Here is a 21,234-nt window from a genome sequence, read left to right on the forward strand (position 1 = left end):
CTCCTCATTCGTAAGCGATCAACAGGTCCGCGGACGCGCTGGGCGTCTGGTAGCCCGCGTCGCACTCGTCACGCCCGGCGAGCACGCGCTCGGCGCGGCCGACCCGCACGCGGAAATCCGGCCCTTCGAGGGCGTCTCCAGGGCTCAGCAGGGTCTTCTCGCCGCCGCTCTGCACCGCCACCGCCGCGTCGGTGACGTAGGCGCCGCATCCCAGCCGGTCGCCCTCGCACCCGGTCGCCTCGATCGAGACAGCGAGGCCCCCGAGCTGGAGCTCGACGACGTTGGGATAGACCTCGAGCCGCTTCGCCGAGTCGACGGCCGAGATCTCGAGGTGGTCGCCCTCGTCGGACCATTGCACCGTTTCGCCCGCCGAGAACGGGAAGTCTTCGATCGGAATGCACAGGTAGTGAGTCAGAGGGGTGAAGCTCGGGTCCGGCTCGCCGCCGCCCTCGCCGCCGGTGCCCATTCCACCTTCGCCGCCGGCGCCGCCGCCGCCCTCGCCGCCGGTGCCGCCAGCGCCACCGACGTCGGCTCCGCCGGCACCCGCGCCGCCTGTGCCCACGCCGCCAGCGCCACTGCCGTCGGCACCGCCGGCACCCGCGCCGCCAGCGCCACCGACGTCGGCTCCGCCGGCACCCGCGCCGCCTGTGCCCACGCCGCCTGCGCCGCCCGAGCCATCGTCGGGGCCGCGCCGCCGGTAGTTCATGGTCAATTCGATGCAGCCGTCCGAAAGTGCATCGATGTGCGCGATCTCGCCGACCACCTGCTTCGACCAGGGGCCGGCCCACTGGAAGGACGATTGAGGCGCGCCAGCGCACGACGAGGGCCCGACGTTCGTCAGCAGCGCGCCCGTCTTCACCTGTCCGGGCGCCACCATCGTGTCCGGCTTCAGCGCGACGCGCCCCGCCACCGTCTCCGCGTCCTTCCAGAAATCGCTGTCGTCGTTCACCTTCTGCGGAATCATGACGGTTTGCAGATCGGACCACCATGCCATCACAGGCCGCAGTCCATCGGTCTCGAGCAGCACCACCTCGCAACGCCCTTCCGGGGTCGGCGCCGTCTCCTCGAAGTTGCCTGCGGCGAGGTGGGCCTCGGTCCGGTTGAGCGGGAGCGTGTCCTGCGGGTCCAGCCGGTACGTGATCCCGAGGTTGAACGCGCTCGGCCCGAACATGCGTGTCGGATCGCCGGAGGTGACGGCGGAGCAATCGAGCGACGCGTCCACCCAGCGCACGCGAACGTCCACGATCCCGGGCGTCGCATTGATGAGATAGGCGTCGGTGAAATAGCCCTCGGGGGCGGGGGTGCCGGTCGCGACGCAGGCGACGGCGGACGCCCCCAGGATCGCGCGCTCGAGCACCCAGCCGGTACGCGAGCCTTGCTCGGCGCTCCGGGCCGAGAGCTCCCGGCTGGAAGCCGCGCGCGCCGAGAGGCGCCATGCCGGGACGAGCACCACGAGCGCGGCCAGGTCCGTCGGATCTTGCCAGATACGCCACGTGATCCCCGCCAGCCCCACGAGCCCCACGAGGAGCTGCGCGGCGGCGGCCGAGAGCTTGATCGCCGCGAACGGCGCGGCCACCGCCGCGAACGCCAGCGCCCGCCCGCGCGACGTGCGCGCGTCCGCGAGCGCCGCTGCGAGGACGGGGGCGACCACGAGGCCGGCGAGATCGCTGAGCTTGCCGGTGAGCGCGCCAGGCAAGAGCCCGGCGCCTTTCAGGAGGTGGTCGTTGACCACCAGGAGCGCCAGGGCGCCAAGGAAGAGGGGGTGGCGGAGGACCGCGAATCGAGGCGACACAGATTGTCGTGACCGCGACACCAACGTCAGAGCACCTGCGGGGCCGCCGGCGTTTCGCCGTGATGAGTTCAGCATCGCCGCGAGCCGAAGGCAGCGCGCGTGCCACTCGGACGCGCTTTGCTCGCCGAGGTGGCTCCGGACCCGGCGTGCTACAGCTCGCCCTCGCCCTCGCGCCTCTGCGAGCCGGCGTCTCTCCTGCCCGGCCCGTCCCGGCTTTTTCGGAGCTCTGCGCGCGCAATGCGATCCTGCCTGTTACCGTCTGCCTTCTCTTTTCTCGCGTCCCTCTCCGGGTGTGGCCCTGTCGACGGTGATCCGTCGATTCCCGCGGAAGCCAGCGATTGTCCCACGCTGTTCGGCGAGGACTTCTCCGAGACCCGCGCCGTCGACATCGGCGACGCGTCGTCTGGGACGTTCGTGCCCTACGCCGACGGTGCCAGCGTGCGACTGATCCTCGGCAACCAGGGCTCGATGATGATCACGCCCTGGGTCCAGGTGGAGGCGCTGCCCGGCGACGCGGAGGAGACGTGCCATGTGGTGCGCCTCGCGAACGAGCTCGAGGGCCCGCTCGCCAGCGATCCCGAGGGGATCGCCGCCGCGCAGTTCAACGTCCAGTTCATCAAGACCGGCTCTTTCCTGGTCTCGGACGGCGCGCTCTACCACCCTTTCGCGTGGGACCGCGAGACCCTCGAAGGTCAGAAGCTCGGGCTCACGGTGACCGTGCGCGGCGACGGATACGAGGGCACGAAGAGCGTGAGCGTCGTGCTGGAGTGAAGGACCCGGCTCATCGAGCCGCCGCTCACATCGAGCATGCGATGTCAGGTCCGGTCCAGCGCGACCGCTGAGCGCGGCGATTCGCCCTCACGTCCTCGAATCGTTTTGGCTCTCTTTTCCTGATGGATGGCTCATGGCGTGCCGAGAGCCGAGGATGGTTCACATCGACGAAGCGCTTCGCCGCCATCCGCCTGGGAAGCCGACCCCCAGGTCGCGAATCGGCGGAAGGGTCGTTTCGGAGGCGGCGCGGAGGTCGCGATCTGGCGGAAGGGTCGTTCCGGAGGCGGCGCGGAGGTCGCGATCTGGCGGAAGCGTCGTTCCGGAGGCGGCGTGAAGGTCGCGATCTGGCGGAAGCGTCGTTTCGGAGGCGGCGCGGAGGTCGCGACCTGTCCAAGCCATCGTTTTTTGACCAGCGCCCAGGTCGCGATCTCTCCAGGATCCTGCTTGGGACGCGAGGTCCAGGTCAGGACCTGGGCGCTCCTGTAAAATTACGCCAGACCCCAGGTCGCGACGTCCGTTCTGACGTTTCACGAGCGCGGGCCGCGGAGGCGACCTTCCGAGACGGAGCGTTCAAGCTTGCTCGCACGCCCCTCCGGCGGCACCGGCAGCCCGAGCAGCCCGTCCAATCGCCGTGAATTCTTCCTCCGCCGCGCGGTGCTACCGCGCGGCGCACCGGGGCGCGACGTAGCGGCCGTTCGGGTCGGCGTCGACGAACACGGGACCCACGTCGGAGAGCTCGAAGCTGACCGATGTTGCGTCGATCGCCGTGATGGTGAGCCTGCCGAAGCCCGTGTTGCCGCCGCCGCTGACGGCCCCCGTGCTGCCGCAGTCCGCGCGAGAGGACGTCCCGTAGATCGTGAGATCGCCGCTCGCCGTGTCCACCTCGCCCACGGCGAGCATCGACTCGGGCATGCGCAGCTCCAGGTCCCACCAGTCGCTGCAGGGCTCGTACGTGGGGTTCGCGTCGGGGTCGCGGCACGACAGCGCCAGGGTGGCGACGCGGAAGGTCACGGTCGAGTCGCCGAAGACGATCGCGCTCACCTGGCGCCCACCGCCGCCCGAGGTCGTCGGCGACGGCGCGACCGAGCTCGTCGTCGATACCGGGCCATCCGGGCCATCCGGGCTGCCCTGGCCGCTCGTGCTGCCCTGGCCGCTCGTGCTGCCCGCGCCGCCGGCCCCGTCTCCTCCGCCGTCCATGATCACCGCGCCGCCGCACGCGCTCTGGACGAGCAGCGCGAGCGAGCCTACCGCCATTGAGATGCATCGAGGTGAGCGCTTCATCGTCGCATCGTATCGCGCTCCGGCCCGCGATCGCAGGCGAGGGCAAGCCTCCGTCGATGGACCGGCCGGGGGCCACCTGTGCTACCGTCGACCACAGCAGGCTCGGATGGCGGCACGCCCCGTGGCCGGGCGTGAAGCACGGAGCTCTCATGAAGCCACCTGTCGTCGAAGGAGACGTCATCGCCGGCAAGTACCGGGTCGATCGCGTCGTGGGCCGAGGCGGCATGGGCATCGTTGTCGCGGCGAGCCACCTGTTCCTCCCGCAGCGCGTCGCGATCAAGCTCCTCCTCAGCACGGAGAGCCCGGCGCTCGTGCAGCGGTTTCTCCGCGAGGCGCGCGCGGTGGTCCGCCTCAAGGGCGAGCACGTCGTGCGGGTGTTCGACGTCGGCGAGCTCGGCTCGGGCATCCCGTACATCGTGATGGAGTACCTGGAGGGCGAAGATCTCTCCGACGTGCTCCGCGCCCGCGGCACGCTCAGCGTCGTGGACGCGGCCGACTACGTCCTGCAGGCCTGCCTGGCGATGGCCGAGGCGCACGCCGCGGGCATCGTGCACCGCGATCTCAAGCCGGCGAACCTCTTCCTCACGACGACGCCCGGAGGGGCGACGCTCATCAAGGTCCTCGACTTCGGGATCTCGAAGGAGGTGCCGGGCAGCACCGAGGGCGTCGGCGCGTCGCTGACGCAGACGCGGGAGATGCTCGGCTCGCCCATCTACATGTCCCCGGAGCAGATGCGGTCGTCGCGCTCGGTCGACGCCCGCTCGGACGTGTGGGCGCTCGGCGCGCTGCTCTACCGCCTCCTGGTAGGGCAGCCGCCGTTCGAGGCCCCGGCGCTCGCCGAGCTCGTGCTGCAGGTCGCGAGCGCCGAGCCGATCCCGCCCACCGCGCTCAGGAGCGACATCCCACCGGGGCTCGAGGCCGTGATCCTCCATTGCCTCCAGAAGGATCCGGCCCGGCGGCCGCAGACCGTGGCCGACCTGGCGCGCGCGCTGGTGCCCTTCGCGACGGCGGGCGGGCAGGAGCGCGCGGAGCGCGCCGCGAGGATCCTCGCGGCGGGGGCGCAGCCGACGCTGCCGCCGACCGGTTCGGCGCCGCCGCCGCGGCGCGTGCCGGCCAGCAGCCCTCCGAGCGCCCCGTCCGGCGCGATGGCGAGCCTCCTGCCCACGACGCGGGGGCTCACGCGGACGTCCGCCCGGCCCGGGTCGCGCAGGATCCTCGGGGCGGCGCTCGGGGCGGTCGTGATCGCCGTGCTGGCGCTCGCCCTCTGGGGCGCGGTCGCGCTGCCAGGCAGAGCGCCGCAGGCGGCGGCGCTGCAGGCCGCGGCGGCCTCGCAGGACGACACGGCGCCGCGGCGCGCGCGGCAGGACACCGCGGCGCGCGGCGCGGATCCGCCGATCGCGCCGGAGCCGCCGCCGGCGATCCGTGACGCCTTGCCGCCGCAGCAGCCGTCGGCCTCCCCGGTCGTCGCGCCGGCCGCCGACGCGGCGCCCTCCGGGGCGGCGCTCGAGGGCCGGCGCGCGCCCCCGGCCACGAGCGCGTCGGCGACGCCGAAGGCGCCGCCTTCGCCCGGAGGGACGAATCCCTTGGAACCACCGCTCAGATGAGACAGAAACCACCGGCCTCCGACCCGTTGCACCCCGCATTCCCTCTGGAGGCAGGCGAGGCGCCTGTGCGTTCGCGCCGCCCGGCGACGCGGCTCGCGCCAGCGGTCGCCATCGTGGTGTTGACCACGGCCGGCGGCGCGGCCGCGCAGCGACCCCCTGCTGCGGCGCCTGCGCCGGCCGCTGCCGCGCCGGCGGCGGCGCCTGCGCCGGCCGCTGCCGCGCCGGCGGCGGCGCCTGCGCCGGCCGCTGCCGCGCCGGGCGAGGCTGCTCCTGCGCCTGCCCGCGAGCGGCTGAGCGGTGAGGCCAGGGCCGATTACGAGTCCGGCAAGGCGCTCTTTCGCGACGGCGACTTCGCCAGCGCCTTCCTCAAGTTCCAGAGCGCCTACGAGAGCTCGAAGGACGCGCGCCTCCTCTGGAACATGATCGCCTGCACGTCCAAGATGCACCGGTACAGCCAGCTCCTTGCGCTGGTGGAGAGGTTGAAGCAGGAGGACCGCGGCGTCCTGCTCCCGGAGGACTGGGCGACGATCGCCGAGGTCGAGCGGAAGGCCAGCGCCCTCGTCGGTCACCTGGACATCACCGCGAGCGAGCGGGACGCGGAGGTGACGATCGACGGCCAGCTGATCGGGAAGACGCCGCTCCCGGGCAAGGTGATCGTCGACGCCGGCACGAGGCGAATCCGTGTCTTCAAGCCGGGGTTCAAGGAGCACCTCCGCGCGGAGAGCGTGTCCCCTGGCGCGCAGCTGGCGCTCGACGTCCGGCTGGCGCGGCCGATGAACGGCGGCAGGCTCTCCATCGTTGCCTCTCCGGGCGATCGCCTCGCGCTCGACGGCGAGCTCCTGGGCGAAGGGCAGTGGGAGGGCATCGTGCCGGGCGGCCGCCACGTGGTGAGGGTGACGGCGCCGGGGAAGGTGCCCTACCAGGCCCAGATCCTGATTCAGGACGAGGCGCTGAGCAGCGTCCGCGTCGGCCTGGTGCCGGCCGAGAAGCTCGGCGGGACGCCGCCGTGGATATGGATCGTCGGCGCCGGGGCGGTCGTCGCGGCGGCCTTGTCGGCCGGCATCCTCCTCTTGCACGATCACAATCCCGCGCAGGTGGGGACGGCCGAGCAATCCATGGGGGCGCCCCGTCCTACGGGATTCGGAGGCCGCTGGTAAGGGGCCTGTCGTGGTCTGTGGCGGGGCGGGAGCTCGTGCTCGGCGCAGGAGCGGCTGAGCTTCGTGAGCCGCTGTGGATTCGCCGGGTCGGCATGGCCGTCGTGCGCCATCGGGTCGCGCGCTCGCGCGCTGCCATGGGCGCGCCTTTCTCGGCCTCCTGAGACAAGCGGCGTACATGTCACGGCTCCAGCGTGACATGTCACGGCTCCAGCGGGACATGTCACGGCTCCATCGTGACAACCGCGGAACGCGGTAGCAGGCAGCGATGCCGGTGTCTCCTCCCGGCAGAGCTCGCTCCTTCGCGGGATTTCTCGCGTTCGTGTCGAGGAAAGCCCACCCGACAACCCCGGAGTCGCGGGTCATGGGCGACGCGCTCCTGGCGTCGCGGACCGGGCACGGTCTCTGCAATGTGCGGCGCGCGGCCCGCCTCCCGGAGAGCAGAGGCCGTGACTGCAATTCTTCCAAACCATCGAGGAACACATGAAAGCCTTGTTCTTGACCGCTGCGGCGGTGTTGTCTGTGCTTGCCGTCGGCTGCGTCGAAGGTGAATCGTTCGAGTCGGAGCTGGCCGGCGACGGGATCGGCGAGGCTCGGCAGGGCATCGGCGACGAGGGCTGCGGGACGCTCAACATGTCCACCTTGGATGCCGCGGACGGGGCCATCAACTCGACCCTCAGCTTGCAAGCAAGCCCGGACTGGACGTACAACCCCCCGACTTGCCCTTATCAGTACGTCGTGGAATACAGGAATCTACCGGCTGCCGCCAACAACGGCGATCTTCAGATCTGGGCCCAGCCCAAGGGCGGTTGGGGTAGCATCGACAATGAGGCTGATTGCGAGAGGACTCACGTGCTAGCGGGCTACTACGTATGGAGCACCAACTTCTCCTTGTCGCCCACCGTCAGCACCGTCGAGGCCCATGGGACGTGGAGCAGCAGCGGCGACGAGATCTTTGGCACCGGTTGTTTCCCGACTTACGTCGGCCAGCCGCCGCACGTTGATGGAAGGTACAAGGTCCGCGTCGCCGCGCGAACCCTCTTCTGCGCCTACTCCGATGGTTGCACCGACACCCAGCGCACGGACCTCAAGGTCGAGACCGAGCCGACCTGGCATTACATCGTGCAGTGAGCGGCAGGCCGGGCGCGCCCGCGCTCCGGTTGCGGGTGCGCCGGCGTCTCGCTCGCGCGCCGCGGTGGTGCGCCGCCCCGCGCGGCGCCCACCACGGCGTGGGCCCCGCGCCGCATCGGGCGGCGCCCCGCGCCCCTCGGCTCGTCACACCCCCACGAGCGGTCCTGTGCAGAAGTCCGGGTCGCCGAACGTGTCGGCCTCGATGCCCATCGCGTGGAGCAGCGACAGGAGCAGGTCGTTGTGCGCGACCTCCTTCTGCTGGACGACGTATCGGCCCGTCTTGAAATGGCCTCCTGCGCTCCCGGCGAGGACATACGGGATGTTCTTGCGCAGGTGATTGCCGTCCGCGTGCTCGTTGGTCCAGAAGATCACCGTGTTGTCGAAGACCGTGCCGTCGCCCTCCGGCATGCTCTTCAGCCTGGCGATCAGGTACGCGAGCTGCTCGGCGTAGAAGCGGCTGATCCTGGTGAGCCGCCCGCGGTTCACCTGATCGGCGTAGCCGTTGTGCGCCATCGGGTGGTGGCCCTCGGTGATGTCCGGCCCGAGGAAGCTCAGCACCTTGGTCGTCGCGGAGTTCGTGAAGTGCAGGCTCGCGACCCGCGTCAGATCGCAGGCGAGGGACATCGCGATGAGATCGAGCTGGAGCCGGCAGAGCTCCGGCATGCTGGCGACCTTGTCGACGTCGAGATCCGGCGTCAGCGCCGGCGCGGCGCACGCCGGCGAGGCCGGCGCCGAGCCGCGATCGAGGCGCGACGCGATGTCCTCCACCGACGCGAGGTGCCCTTCGAGCTTCAGCCGATCCGCGGCGCCCAGCCGCCTGCGCAGCCGGTCGTAGTCCGAGGCCACCTTGCCGAGCACCGCCCTGCGCTGCTCGGTCTTCCGCGTCGCGTCGGCGGGCGCGACCGACAGGTCGGAGAAGAGCCGGTCGAACGCGGCGTACGGGCTGTTCTCCGGCGGCAGCGGCTGCGCCGGCCCGCGGTACGCGAGGCGCGCGCCCACGGTCGCCCCGTAGACGAGCACGCCGAGCTCGAGCGAGAGGAACCTGGTCTTCGTGCCGATGTGGTTCGCGATCTCCTGGTCGAGCGAGATGCCGTCGGCCCAGCCGCACGACAGCCCGGCGTCGCCGGGGAAGTCGCCCTCCTGCATCGCGCGCGCCGTCAGGCACTGCCCCGTGCCCTTCTGGTGCGCGTCGCCCGGCCCCGTCAGCGCCGACAGCGCGCTCACGTTGCCGAGGACCAGCAGATCCCTGTTGTGGTCCTTGAGCGGCGCGAGGATGGGCGACAGCTCCTCGCCGTCCCGGAACGTCGAGGACGACGGCCAGAAGTCCGGCGGGACGGTGCCGTTCGGCGTGTAGAGCACGATGAACCGCTTCGGGAACTCGAGCCCGAACGCGGCCCGCCCCGCCTGCTCCGACGCCGGCGCGAGCCGCTTCGAGCAGCCCATCGCTTCGAGGAACGGCAGCGCGAGCGCCGCGCCGCCGAGGCCCCTGAGCACGGCGCGGCGGCTGAGTCGGAACGGCTTCATCACGGCTCTCCTCCCGGGGCGCGCTCCGAGGCGCCCCCTGCGTCGTCTCCCACGTTGCCTCTCGCGTCGATCTCGCGCCGGTAGCGGAACGCGTCGGTCTGGGTGAGCGCCACGAGCAGCGCCCTGATGTTGTACCGGGACGCCTCGAACGCCTCCGTCGCCTGCGAGAGGCTGCAGGCGTCCTCGCGCTGCTCGGCGCGGCCGTAGCCGAAGCGGAACCACTGCTTCACGACGCACGCGCGCACCTGCTCGCTCTCCGCGAGCCGGTGCGCGAGCTCGACCGCGCCGTCGAACGGCCCGTCGACGTCGGTCTGCGTGAGCTCGCCGCTGGCGTCGACCGGGATGCCGTTCTCGGCGTCCCGCCAGCGGCCGAGCGCGTCGTAGTGCTCGAAGCCGAACCCGATCGGGTCGAGCAGCGCGTGGCAGCTCCTGCAGCCCGGGTCGGACACGTGCTGCGAGAACTGCTCGCGCGTCGTCTTCGTCCGGTCGACCATCGGCGGCTCCGGGACCACGTCCGGCGGCGGCGGCGGGATCTGGCAGAGCAGGCTCTGGCGCACGAACCGGCCGCGGTGCACCGGCGAGGACCGGTTCGGCTTCGCGTAGAGCGAGAGCAGCCCGGCGTGCGTCAGGAAGCCGGCGCGCTGCGACGGATCGAGCTCCACCCGCTCGAACGCCTCGCCCTTCGGGCCTCCCTCGACGCCGTAGAGCTCGGCGAGCTCCCGGTTCATCACCGAATAGGACGCCGTGAACAGCGCGCTCACGCTCGCGTCCTCCTCGAAGATCGCGTGATCCAGGAACGCCTCGGTCTCGGCCTGGAACAGCGGCAGGAGCTCGTCCCGGTACTCGGGGTAGAGCTCCGGATCCCTCCCGCCCGCGGCGATCTCGTCGATCTTCGAGAGCCCGAGCCACTGGCGGTGGAAGTTCTTCACCGCCTCGCGCGCCCGCGGATCGTCCAGCATGCGCCGCGCCTGCGCCTCGATCTCCGCGGCGGTGCCGAGCGCCCCCGCGTCGGCGGCCGCGAAGAGCGCGTCGTCGGGCATCGTGCCCCAGAGCAGGTACGAGAGCCGCGAGGCGATCTCGTACGAGGTGAGCGGCACGACGTCGCCCTCCACCGGATCCGGCATGCCGAGCTCGACGCGGTAGAGGAAGTGCGGCGACTGGAGCATCGCCTGGACGACGAGCGAGAGGCCGGTCGACGCGTCGTCGGGCGTGTCCCCGAGGCCGAGCCCGCGGTCGAAGAGCGCCGCGAGCTCGGCGATCTCGTCCTCGGCGAGGGGCCGGCGGAACGCCCGCTTGCCGAGCGACGCGATGAGCGCCGCGATCTCGCCGCGGCACGCGGCGCCCGCCGCGGCCCCGCGGCACGAGGGCGCCTCGCCGAGCAGCTTGCCCGCCGCGCGCGCCGCGATGCCCTCGGCGGCGGTCATGTACTGCTCCGCGAGCAGCGGGCTCACCACGAGCGCCGCCGCCTGGTTGTTGAAGCCGAGCGACTCCTCCTCGGGCACGAAGCCCCTCGCAGGGTGGCTGTCGTCGCCGAGGAGATCGAGTATCGTGTTGTCGTACTCCACCCGTGTCATGCGGCGGAGCGGCGACTCGCCTGGCTCGATGGAGGCGCAGAGCGGGGCGGTCGCCTCGCCGCCGTCGTCGTCGTCGTCGTTCGCGGGGAGATCGCCGAACTGCCCTGAGCAGGAGGCGAGGAGGAGCAGGCCGATGGGCCAGCGGAGAGCTCTTGGTTCAGCCATGGTGCCTCGTCGGCGAGCGCGAGCAGGGCACGGCGCGTTCCCCTCCGTGCAGCGTGCGCGGCGCGGCCGTGTGTGCGTGGCGCGCCATCTCGCCATCTTCAAGGAGCGTATGGCAAACCGTCGCTCCCGGATAGGAGCCGCGCTCGGAGCGGCCGAATCAAGTGGGAGCACGGGGCCGATGTGATCATCCCGTGTGCGCGTGTCTTACGGCGTTGCCGCGGACTCCGGCCTTCGAAGGCGGCTCGACCTGCGGTGTACGGAGCGACTATGCTCGCGCCCAATGCAAAGGCGAACGCTCGCCTGTCCTGGCTCTCCTCTCTCTCCTCGGGCGCCGCGGCGCCGCGCGCGCCGCTCTTCTGCGGCCGCGCTGCTCGGCGCGGCGCGCTCGGCGCTGTCGATGCTCCTGGCGCTCCTCGCGCCAGGCTCGGCGCTCGCCGATCCCGGCGCGGCGTCCAGCGCCGATCGCGCCGAGCGCGACGAGGGCGCCCGCCCCCCCGCCGCGGGGACAGCGCTCTTCAGCGCGGGTGTCGATCTCGAGATCGCGGGTCGTACGCTGTCCTATAGCGATCTGCTCTCCGACAACCTCCGCACCTACGAGGTGCTGGGCGTGCCCATGCCGTCCCTCCGGGGCGAGCTGTACCCGTTCGCGCGGAGCGCCGTCCCTGTGCTCCGCGACCTCGGTGTCGAGCTCTCGTACGCTCGCGCGCTCGGCCTCGACTCGGAGGGCGCCGGCGGAGCGGGCGTATCGACCTCGTGGAGCCGGCTCCACGCCGGCCTTCGGGGCCGTTACCGCCTCGCCGGGCAGGACGGGCCGGTCCTGTTCGCGGGCGGCGGACTCCGCTGGACCGACTTCGATATCGAGTCGACGGGCGACCCGTCGCGCGACGCCGCGTCGGTGTCTTACGTCGCCTTGCGCGCGGGGGTGGACGGGCGATTGCCGGTCGGCCCGGTCGCGCTGGAGGCCGGGGGAGGGGTGCAGGCGCCCCTCTCGATGGGAGCCCTCGCCTCTCATTTCCGCGCGCCGAGCGCCGGAGGCGTCGATTTCCGCGTCGCGGTCGCCGCCCCGTTCGCGCCGGGGCTCGAGGCGCGCGCCGGCGCGTCGTACGCGCGGTTCTTCTACGATTTCGACTCGGAGCCAGAGGACACGTACATCGCGGGCGGGGCGCTCGACCAGCTCTTCAGCGTTCACCTGGGGGTGGCTTATCATGGGGAGTGAGGTGCGCTCAGCGCGCGCGGCGCGCGCCGGGTCTGCCCGTCGCGGCGGGCGCTTCACGGCGGCGACGGCGGTGACGGCGGCGGCGCTCGTCGCGCCGGCCTTGCCGCTGCTCGCGGGGTGTCCGGGGACGATCGACGATCAGGAGCGGTTCGACCGGCGGCACGGCGGCGGCGGCCCGCAGGCCGCGTGCGCCGACGTGCCCGCGGTGTTCGCCGAGCGGTGCGGCGGCGGGGGCTGCCACGGGCCGGGCGAGCCGGCGGCCGGCCTCGACCTCGTCACGCTCGGCGTCGGCGATCGCGTCGCCCGCCGCCCGGCCACGAACTGCGCCGGCGTGCTCGCCGACCCCGATCGGCCGGAGGAGAGCGCGCTCTACGTGCGGCTCACCGACGCGCCCTCGTGCGGCGCGCGCATGCCGCTCGGCGGGGCCCCGTACTCGTCCGAGGAGATCGCGTGTGTCGCCGCCTGGATCGCGGAGCTCACGCCGGCCGCGTGCAGCGGCCTCGACTGCGGCTGTCCCGGCTGCGTGTGTATGCCCGGCGAGCAGGAGGCGTGTTACACGGGCCCGGGGGGGACGGACGGCGTCGGGCGCTGCGCGGCCGGCACGCGGGCCTGCAACGCGGAGGGCACGTCGTGGGGCCCGTGCATGGGGGAGGTACTGCCCGCGTTCGACGCGTGCGACACGCCCGACGACGAGGACTGCGACGGCGCGACGCCCGCCTGCGAGGACGTGTGGAGCCGCGGCTTCGGCGACGCGAACGGCCAGTACGCCCGATCCGTCGCGTTCGACGCGGAGGGCAGCGTGATCGTGGCCGGCCAGCTGGAGGGGACCGTCGATCTCGGCGGCGGCCCGCTCACGGCCACCGGCACGGACGCCTTCGTGGCGAAGTTCGACAGGTTCGGCGCGCACGTCTGGAGCAAGCTGTTCCCGGGCGACGGCAACCAGTTCGCGATGGCGCTCGCGGTCGACGCGGCGGGCAGCGTCCTCGTGGCGGGCCGCGCCTTCGGCCGCGTCGACCTCGGCGGCGGCGAGCTCGCGTCGCGCGGGAGCGACGACGTCTTCGTCGTCAAGCTGGGCGGCGACGGCGAGCACATCTGGAGCCGGCTCTTCGGCGGATCCGGCGCGGATCGCTGCGACCGCATCGCCGTCGACGCGGCGGGCAACGTCCTCGTGGCGGGCGGCTACAACGGCGCCGTGGACTTCGGCGCCGGCGAGCTCACGAGCGCGGGCATGCGCGACGCCTTCGTGCTGCGCCTCGCCTCGGACGACGGCCGGACGCTCCTCGCCATGCGCGCCGGCGGCGAGGGCGACGACTACGCCCACGGGATCGCGGCCGACGCCGACGGCAACCTGCTCGTCGCGGGGTATTTCGAGGGATCCATCGATCTGGGCGGCGCGCCGCTCGAGAGCGCCGGCCTCTCCGACATCTTCCTCGCCAAGCTCCGTCCTTCCGGCGACCACGTCTGGAGCGCCCGGTTCGGCGGCGCCGAGGCGGACGAGGCCCACGACGTCGCGGTCCACCCAGCGACGGGCGACGTGGCGCTCACGGGCACGTTCGCGTCGACCATCGATCTCGGCGGCGAGCCGCTGGCGAGCGCCGGCGGGCGGGATCTGTTCGTCGCCAGGCTCTCCGGCGCCGGCGCGCACCTCATGAGCCGGCGCTTCGGCGACGACGAGGACCAGCTGCTCACCGATTTCGAGACCGGGGCGCGCGCGAGCGTCACGGTGGACTCCGCCGGCAATCTCCTGCTCGCGGGGCCGCTGTTCGGCTCGGCGGACTTCGGCGGAGGGCCGCTGACGAGCCGAGGCAAGACCGATGTCTACCTGGTCAAGCTCGGCGCCTCGGGCGATCACGTGTTCAGCAAGCTGTTCGGCGACGTCCAGACGCAGGTCGGCCTCGACGTGGCGGCGGGCTCGGGCGCGAGCGTGCTGGTCGCCGGCCGCTTCTACGGCGCCATCAACTTCGGTCAAGGGGCGCTCTCGAGCGCAGGCCAGGGCGACGCGTTCGTTGCAAAGCTCTCTTTATAAATACCGTTCTCGTTGCAAATGCCGCGCTCGGCAGCGATGAGCGCTGTTTGCCCACCTCGTCTGTCGGAGTCACCTCGGCGCGTGACAATTTGCCTCGCTGGGGCGGCATGGCTGTTCTTTCATCGCTCGTCTGGGCACGTCGCTCCCAGTCCTTGCCTCGTTTCCAGCTTTCTCGGAGTGGCATGTTCTCTGCTCGAAGCCGCTCGACCGCGCGGCGAGATGCTCCGCTGATCGGAGGATTTCCGTCGAGCCGAGCGGGCGAGTCCGAAGGAGCAGAGGCATGCGCATCCTGCTTATCACCAAGATCTTCCCGAACGCGACGAACCCGGGGCAGGCGCCGTTCAACCGGAGGCAGTTCGCCGCGCTCTCGAGGTATTGCGATATCGACGTCTTCGCCACGATCCCCTGGTTTCCTGGGGCTTCCAGGTTCTCTCGATGGTCCATGTCGAGCGACGCGCCTCGCGAGGACGTGATCGAGGGATTGCCGGTGCGCCACCCGCGATTCCTCTATGTGCCCAAGGTGGCGCCGTATCTCAATGGCCCGCTCTATGCGGCGTCCATGCTCTTCGAGCTGGCGCGCCACCGTCCGGCGCCGGACGTCATCGTCGGCTCGTTCGCCTATCCGGACGGATTCGCCGCGGTGTGCCTCGCGGAGCTGCTCGGCGTCCCGGCGGTCGTCAAGGTGCACGGCTCGGACGTCGACGTGCTCTCGCAGCAACCGGCGATCAGGCCCTCGCTCGAGTGGGGTCTCCGGCGCGCGACCCGCGTCGTCGCCGTGAGCAAGCAGCTGGCCGAGGGGGTCCACGCGCTCGGCGTCCGTCGCGACCGCATCGATGTCGTGATGAACGGCGTCGATCGCAGCGTGTTCTACCCGCGCGACCGGGGCGAGGCCCGCGCCGCCCTGGGCCGCCCTGCGGAGCGCCGGCTGCTGCTCTACGTCGGCCACCTGCTCCGCGACAAGGGCGCGCTCGACGCGATCGCCGCGTTCGAGCGCATCGCCGCCGCGCACCCCGACATCGACCTCGCGCTGGTCGGGAGCGGCGCGGACGAGCAGGCCTGCAGGTCGGCGGCGGAGCGGCTCGGCGGGCGCGTCCTGATGACCGGTCGCCTGCCGCACCACGAGGTGGCGCGCTGGGTCGCCGCCTGCGATGCGCTGGTCCTGCCGAGCCATCACGAGGGCACACCCAACGTCGTGATCGAGTCGATCGCGTCGGGCCGCCGGGTTGTCGCGACGCGGGTCGGGGGCATCCCCGACGTGATCACGGGCCCCGAGCTCGGCGAGCTCGTCTCGCCCGGCGATCTCCCCGCCCTGGCCGGCGCCATGGCGCGCGCGGCGCACGCGCCCTACGATCCCGAGCGGATCGAGGCGCTCACCGGGTGCAAGGGGTGGGACGAGAGCGCTCGCGCGCTCCACGACACGCTCGTCCTGGCGCGGAGCGAGCGGCGCTCGCCGGCGCCCGCGCCGCTGCGCGTGCCCGTGATCGACAAGGGCCCCGCGCTCCAGGCGGACGCGCAACCCCCTGCGTCGGTGCTACGGGCGCCGCCCCCCTCGCGGCGGTTCCCCGACGGCGCGCAGCTCAGGGTCGGCCAGGCCTGAAGGGCCGCGCGATCGCCTTGACCCCGCCTCAGGCCACGGGCACGGCCTTTTCCGGCCGCAGGCGAACGGTGGGGCCGGGATCCGGGGGCGGCGGCTCGGCGCGCGGCATCGCGGCGCGCGCCGTCCAGAAGCTCCTTGCGTCGTCCGGCGTCCACGCCGGCGCCGGCTCGCATGCGTCGAGCGCGGCGAGCAGCTCGCGCGCGCTCTGGTAACGGTCGCCTGGCCGCTTGGCGAGGCACCGCATCACCACCTCTTCCAGCTCCGACGACAGCGGCCAGGGCGCGCGCAGCGACGGCGGGATCGGCGGCATCGTCAGGTGCGAGTAGACGAGCTTGCCGAAGCTCCGGCCGTCGAAGGGGGCCACGCCCGTCAGCAGGTAATAGAGCGTGACCCCGAGCGAGTAGATGTCGCTCCGGGCGTCCACGGCGCCGGCCGAGATCATCTCCGGGGACATGTATGTGGGCGTTCCCTTGATCACGCCGACGTCCGTCATGCTCGCGTCTCCCTCCAGGCTCACCTGCTTCGCGATCCCGAAGTCGAGCACCTTGAGCACGTCCTGCTCGTCCCCCACGCGCGTGATGTAGAGGTTGTGGGGCTTGATGTCGCGGTGGATGACGCCCGCGTCGTGCGCCTCCGCCAGCGAGAGGCAGGCCTGCCGCGCGAAGTGGACGACCCGGGCGGGCGGCATCGGGCCGTGATCGCGCACCAGGGTGGCCAGGTCGGCGCCGGCCAGGTGCTCCATCGCGATGTAGAAGATGCCGTCGCTGCTCGCCCCGAAATCGAAGATCCGGATGGTGTGCGGCGACGTGAGCCGGCTCGTCGCGCGCGCCTCGCGCTCGAAGCTGCGCACGTCGCCCTCGGACTTGCTCTCGCTGCGGAGCAGCTTCAGCGCCACGTCGCGGCGCAGCGACTCGTCCCAGGCGAGCCACACCTCGTTCTGCCCGCCCCGGCCGACCGGCGCCACGAGCCGGTAGCGACCGAGCTTGCGGGCCTCGTAGACCTGCTGGCGCGCCGACCAGAGGCCGTGGCTCGCCGCCGACACGAGGATCGCGGTGGCGAGCACGAAGATGTAGTTGCAGGCGAAGATCACGAGCGACCGCGGCGACGTCCACTGCGCCGCGAGCGCCGGGTCGAGGGACGCCCCCGCGCCCATGATGATGGGGAAGCTGAGCGCGACCGGGATCGTCATCCGGAGCGATCGCGAGAAGTGCGTGGGCAGGATCGTCGCGTCGACGAGCATCACGATCGACAGCCCGTGCATGTAGTTCCAGGTCAGATCCCCGAACTCCAGCGCCATCACGGAGATGAGCCCCCCCGTGCTCCAGACCGCGAAGACGTGCGCCGCGTCGAGGAGCTCGGCCGAGGTCTGCTCGCGCCGGGCGAGGAGGTACAGCCAGAGCAGGATGACCTCGCCGAGCAGCCGGTAGAGCAGCAGCCGGGTGACCGAGGCGCTCGGAAACACGGCGAGCACCACGAACACGTCGAGCGCCGCGAACGTGGGCCAGGTCACGAGCGCCGTGGGGAGGCCCCGCGCCATCGCGCGGCGCTCGTCCGCCGAGCTGGCGCCTCGAGGTCCCTGGGATCCCGTCGAATGGAAGCTGCTCGAGGCGGTCATGGTGCGGCGCGGGCCGTATCGCAGGCCATTGGAGCCCTGCGCTGGCGCGGAGTCAAAGCGCACGTCGCCCGCCTGGAGGAGCGAGCAATGACGCATCGCACGTGTCGCACGCAACGGTTGCATCGCACACGTCGTACGCGCCGCCCACGTGGTACGCGTCGCCGCGCGGCGCGAGCGCGACCCGGCGAGCGCGCACCGTCGGAAGGCGCGCGCCTCCGGGGGTTCCGCCGGCGGGGCGTCCGTTGTAGACGCGCTCCGCGCTCCCTCCGAGACCCCCGCAATGGCGGCGATCTCGGCGTCGATCCGCAGGGAAATGAGATGAAGCCGAGAAGTGCGCTGGTGATCATCGATGTCCAGAATGGCGTGCTTGCCGGGGAGGCCCCCGTGCAGGGGGCGAGCGGCCTGCTCTCGAGCATCGCAGCGCTCCTTTCGCGCGCCCGCGACCGCGGCGTGCCGGTGATCTTCGTGCAGGACGACGAGGTGGGTGAGGTGGGCTCGGCCGCGTGGGACATCCACCCAGCGGTCGCGCCGGCGGGCGGCGAGGCGCGGGTGCGCAAGCTCGCATGCGACGCGTTCTTCGAGACCGATCTCGCCGAGCGCCTCGAGCAGCTCGGCGTCGAGCACCTGATCATCGCGGGCTGCAAGACGGAGTTCTGCGTGGACACGACCTGCCGGCGCGCGGTGACCCTCGGCTTCGACGTGACGCTCGCCGCGGACGCGCACGGCACATCGGAGAGCCCGGCGCTCGCGGCGGCGGTGATCGTCGCACATCACAACCGGCTGCTGGACGGCTTCGGCGTCATGATGGCGGGGCGCCCGCGCGAGATCCGCGCCGTCCCGAGCCAGCAGATCGAGCTCTGACGGCCCGTGGCGAAGATCGGCTACTACGTCCACGGGCGCGGGCGCGGGCACGCGAGCCGCGCGCTCCCGATCGCGGGAGCCCTCCGCGAGCTCGGCCACGAGCTCCGGATCTACGGCGGCGGCCAGGCGGCGGACCTGCTCGGCGCGCTCCCGGAGCACCGCCTCGTGCGGCCGATCCACCGCGGGCTCGCGGGCGTGATCGAGCTCCCGCGCCGCCTGGCGAAGGAGATCGTCGAGCAGGGGGGCTTCCGGCCCGACGCCATCGTGAGCGACGGCGACGTCCCGTCGCTGCTCGCCGCGCGCGCGCTCGGGATCCCCGCCGTCGCGCTCGGCCACGATCTCGTCTTCTCGCGCTGCCGCCTGCCCGAGGGGCTGCCGAGGCTGCGGGTGCTCGCGTGCCGGCGCACGACCTGGGCCTCCAGCCGGGCGCGCCGCGCGGTCGCCGTCCACTTCCTGCCGATCGAGCCGGAGACGCCGGGCACCCTCGTCGCGCGGCCCGAGCGCCGGTTCGCCCCCGCGCGCGCCGGCGAGCCCGGGGCCGTCGTCTGCTACTTCAGCGAGTGCGACGCGCGCCGCGTGCTCGAGCTCGTCGCGCGCGGCGGCCGGCGCGTCGTCGCGTTCGGCGACCCGGGCCTCGACGTGCCCGGCGTCGAGGCGCGCCCCTTCGATCCGGGCGCGTTCCTCGGTCACCTCGAGGGCGCGTCGGCGGTCGTGACCACCGCCGGCAGCAACGTCCTCGCCGAGTGCGTGCTCGCCGGCAAGCCCGTGCTCGCGCTCTACGACGACCGCCACAACGAGCAGACGCTCAACGCGCTCCTCGCCGAGCGGGCCGGCGTCGCCGCCGCGAGCTCGCTGGCGGCGCTCTCGCCGGACGTCGTGGCGCGCTTCTTCGATCGCTGCCGCGCCGCCGACTTCGCTCGCATCGACCTGGAGCGCGCGCTGCCGAGCGCGCCTTCCGCCGTGCTCACCCTGCTGGAGGAGGCGTGCGCGGGCGCCTCGTGACGAGGTGCATCGCGGCGTTCGCACCTCGCACCGTGGCCGAAGTCGACACAAGCGGCATGAGCTTTGCTAATTACGCCCACCGCCGACAGGCCGATCGGCCGACGAGGAATGGCTGCTGTGTCGAGCAGCAGGCAGCGCTCGCGGCCGCAGCGCGACATGGCTGTCGCGGGCGCGACACGAACGCCCTACCGCCCGTCACGCTGCGCGCCTCGGTCGGTCATCGACCACGGTTCGCGCCGCTTCTCCAGGAGCAACGAAGATGACGATGGATGCAATTCTGCCGCTCAGCGACCACCGGAGCGATCGCGCGCCGCACGAGGCGATCGCGCCGGCGCGTCACACGCCGTCGACGGGACCCGCGCGGGGAGGGCTCTCCTCCGTCAGGGTGCAAGCGGCCATTCCAGAGAATCCCTTCGCTGCCCTCTCCGGCGCCAACGGGCGGCCGCTCAAGGTCGCCATCCTCAGCGATTTCACGCGCATTCCTTACGCGAATGGCGCGGTCTTCCAGACGCGGGCCCTGTATCGCGCGCTCAACACCTGTGGTCACCAGGCAACACTGATCGGACCTCGGGATCCGGATGCCTCGGCCGACGAGATCCCTCCCGGCACCGTCGCCTTGCCCAGCCTGCCGCTGCGCACCTACCCGGGGGTGCACCTGCCCATCCCCGTGGGATCCTCGGTGCTCGATCCGATGCGGTGGGATTTTGACATCTGCTTTGCGCAGACCACGACCCTGCTCGTCGAGTTCGGCATCTGGCTGCGCAAGATGCGCGGCATCCCGCTGCTCTGCGTGAACACGACGCACCTCGCGGCCGCGTACGACGTGCTCCTGCCGGAGCGGGTCTCCCGGATCGGCGCGGTCCACACGGTGCTCCACAAGACGCTCCGCGCGCCGATGGAGCGGCTCTTCGTGGAGCTGTACAACCAGGGAGACGGCCTCGTCGTGCTGAGCGAGGGCCTGCGCGATTACTGGCGCGAACGGGGCGTGACGGTGCCCATCCACGTGATCCCGCGGATGGTGCCCGAGGACGTGTTCGAGCGCCCGCTCGGCCCCGACCCCTACGTGCAGCTGCTCGAGGAGCGCGGGCTCGACCCGCGCGGCCCCCGCCTCGTCTGCGCGGGCCGGCACACCCGGGAGAAGTCGCAGCACCGGCTGATCCGCATCTTCGCCGAGCACATCGCCCCGCACGAGCCGCAGGCGACGCTCACGCTCGTCGGCGACGGGCCGGACAGCGCGGCGTACGCGGCGCTCGCGCGCGAGCTGGGCGTCGCGCGCCGGGTCATCTTCACGGGCGAGGTGCCGTACAGCCAGATCTCGGACTACTACCGGCACGCGAACCTCTTCCTGCACGCCTCGCTGAGCGAGACGTTCGGGAACGTGCTCAGCGAGGCGCTCTGGTGCGGCTCCCCGACGGTCGCGTTCGCTGACGGCATGGGCGTGAGCTCGCAGATCCAGAGCGGCCACAACGGCCTGCTCATCGACCCGGGCCGCGGGCCGATCGCCGAGGAGAGCGCGAACGCCGCGTTCGGCAAGGCCGTGCTCGCGCTCACGCGCGACCCGCTCGCCGCGGCGCGGCTCGGAGGCGCGGCCGCGCAGCGGGCGCGCGAGCGGTCCTCGCCCCTCGTTGTGCAGCGCATGCTCGCGAACGCATTCGCGCACGCGCGCGAGCACGCGAGGCAATCCAACCTGCGCCCGCTCGTCGAGGGGCCGAAGGCGCTCCAGTGGCTGGAGACTTTCCGGCACTTCCGCACCTGGATGGGCTTCACCGGCGGCCTCTTCGCGTTCGGCCACCTGCGCCCCGCGGCGGCGCCGCGGCCCAAGGGTATCCAGCCGTCGTTCTGCGCCTAGCGCGCGTGGTAAGACCGGCCCGAAGCCGGCCCGCACGCGGCCGCTTCGAGGTGTTCCCGGTTTCGAGGTGTC

Annotated in this window: 15 protein-coding genes; 10 read left to right on the top strand and 5 right to left on the bottom strand. The window is 72.3% G+C overall.

Annotated elements, in window-relative coordinates; translation table 11 throughout:
• Positions 1-4 precede the first annotated feature (4 nt).
• Entirely contained in the window at positions 5-1,792 is a 1,788-nt protein-coding gene (locus tag WMF22_RS05755) for a hypothetical protein (RefSeq protein ID WP_438035127.1), read from the bottom strand.
• Between the two features lie 237 nt (positions 1,793-2,029).
• On the opposite strand from WMF22_RS05755, the gene WMF22_RS05760 reads away from it, so the two are divergent.
• Positions 2,030-2,563: a hypothetical protein gene (locus WMF22_RS05760; protein WP_437298099.1), complete on the top strand. Its 534-nt coding sequence runs from the start codon at positions 2,030-2,032 to the stop codon at positions 2,561-2,563.
• Positions 2,564-3,220: 657 nt separating this feature from the next.
• Here WMF22_RS05760 and WMF22_RS05765 read toward each other — a convergent pair.
• A complete protein-coding gene (locus WMF22_RS05765; RefSeq protein ID WP_437298100.1) occupies positions 3,221-3,817 on the bottom strand; it encodes a hypothetical protein in 597 nt (198 codons plus the stop codon).
• Between the two features lie 176 nt (positions 3,818-3,993).
• Between WMF22_RS05765 and WMF22_RS05770 the strand changes: the two genes are divergently transcribed.
• The 3 genes from WMF22_RS05770 (at position 3,994) to WMF22_RS05780 (ending at position 7,733) form a co-directional block, all read left to right on the top strand.
• Positions 3,994-5,448 carry a protein kinase domain-containing protein gene (locus tag WMF22_RS05770; protein WP_438035128.1) on the top strand — a complete coding sequence of 485 codons (1,455 nt, stop codon included), beginning with the start codon at positions 3,994-3,996 and terminating at the stop codon, positions 5,446-5,448.
• Between the two features lie 65 nt (positions 5,449-5,513).
• Positions 5,514-6,605 (top strand): PEGA domain-containing protein, encoded by a 1,092-nt coding sequence (locus WMF22_RS05775; protein WP_438035129.1) that lies wholly within the window; start codon positions 5,514-5,516, stop codon positions 6,603-6,605.
• A 480-nt stretch (positions 6,606-7,085) separates the two neighbouring features.
• A complete protein-coding gene (locus WMF22_RS05780; protein WP_438035130.1) occupies positions 7,086-7,733 on the top strand; it encodes a hypothetical protein in 648 nt (215 codons plus the stop codon).
• A gap of 144 nt (positions 7,734-7,877) precedes the next feature.
• On the opposite strand, the gene WMF22_RS05785 is transcribed toward WMF22_RS05780, so the two are convergent.
• Together WMF22_RS05785 and WMF22_RS05790 are read right to left on the bottom strand one after the other, a co-directional pair.
• Complete coding sequence (locus tag WMF22_RS05785) at positions 7,878-9,257, bottom strand: DUF1552 domain-containing protein (RefSeq protein ID WP_437298104.1); 1,380 nt, start codon at positions 9,255-9,257, stop codon at positions 7,878-7,880.
• A complete protein-coding gene (locus tag WMF22_RS05790; RefSeq protein ID WP_438035131.1) occupies positions 9,257-10,996 on the bottom strand; it encodes a DUF1592 domain-containing protein in 1,740 nt (579 codons plus the stop codon). The genes WMF22_RS05785 and WMF22_RS05790 overlap by 1 nt, the downstream gene beginning before the upstream one ends.
• A 280-nt stretch (positions 10,997-11,276) precedes the next feature.
• Between WMF22_RS05790 and WMF22_RS05795 the strand changes: the two genes are divergently transcribed.
• The 3 genes from WMF22_RS05795 (at position 11,277) to WMF22_RS05805 (ending at position 15,835) form a co-directional block, all read left to right on the top strand.
• Positions 11,277-12,212: a hypothetical protein gene (locus tag WMF22_RS05795; RefSeq protein WP_438035132.1), complete on the top strand. Its 936-nt coding sequence runs from the start codon at positions 11,277-11,279 to the stop codon at positions 12,210-12,212.
• Position 12,213: 1 nt separating this feature from the next.
• The gene (locus WMF22_RS05800; RefSeq protein WP_438035133.1) at positions 12,214-14,238 is read left to right on the top strand and encodes an SBBP repeat-containing protein; all 2,025 of its coding nucleotides are present in this window, start codon (positions 12,214-12,216) and stop codon (positions 14,236-14,238) included.
• 280 nt (positions 14,239-14,518) lie between these two features.
• Complete coding sequence (locus tag WMF22_RS05805) at positions 14,519-15,835, top strand: glycosyltransferase family 4 protein (RefSeq protein WP_438035134.1); 1,317 nt, start codon at positions 14,519-14,521, stop codon at positions 15,833-15,835.
• Positions 15,836-15,863: 28 nt separating this feature from the next.
• Here WMF22_RS05805 and WMF22_RS05810 read toward each other — a convergent pair whose 3' ends face one another.
• Positions 15,864-17,372 (bottom strand): serine/threonine-protein kinase, encoded by a 1,509-nt coding sequence (locus WMF22_RS05810; RefSeq protein WP_012233660.1) that lies wholly within the window; start codon positions 17,370-17,372, stop codon positions 15,864-15,866.
• A gap of 396 nt (positions 17,373-17,768) precedes the next feature.
• On the opposite strand from WMF22_RS05810, the gene WMF22_RS05815 reads away from it, so the two are divergent.
• From WMF22_RS05815 to WMF22_RS05825, 3 genes are all read left to right on the top strand, one after another.
• Positions 17,769-18,311, top strand: coding sequence for a cysteine hydrolase family protein (locus WMF22_RS05815; RefSeq protein ID WP_437298109.1), 543 nt, complete (start codon positions 17,769-17,771; stop codon positions 18,309-18,311).
• A 6-nt stretch (positions 18,312-18,317) separates the two neighbouring features.
• Positions 18,318-19,313: a glycosyltransferase family protein gene (locus WMF22_RS05820; RefSeq protein WP_438035135.1), complete on the top strand. Its 996-nt coding sequence runs from the start codon at positions 18,318-18,320 to the stop codon at positions 19,311-19,313.
• Positions 19,314-19,572: 259 nt separating this feature from the next.
• On the top strand, positions 19,573-21,162 hold the full coding sequence (locus WMF22_RS05825) for a glycosyltransferase family 4 protein (protein ID WP_437298111.1): 1,590 nt from the start codon (positions 19,573-19,575) through the stop codon (positions 21,160-21,162).
• Positions 21,163-21,234: the final 72 nt, after the last annotated feature.

The organism is Sorangium sp. So ce204, assembly GCF_051526795.1.
GTDB lineage: Bacteria > Myxococcota_A > Polyangia > Polyangiales > Polyangiaceae > Sorangium > Sorangium cellulosum_B.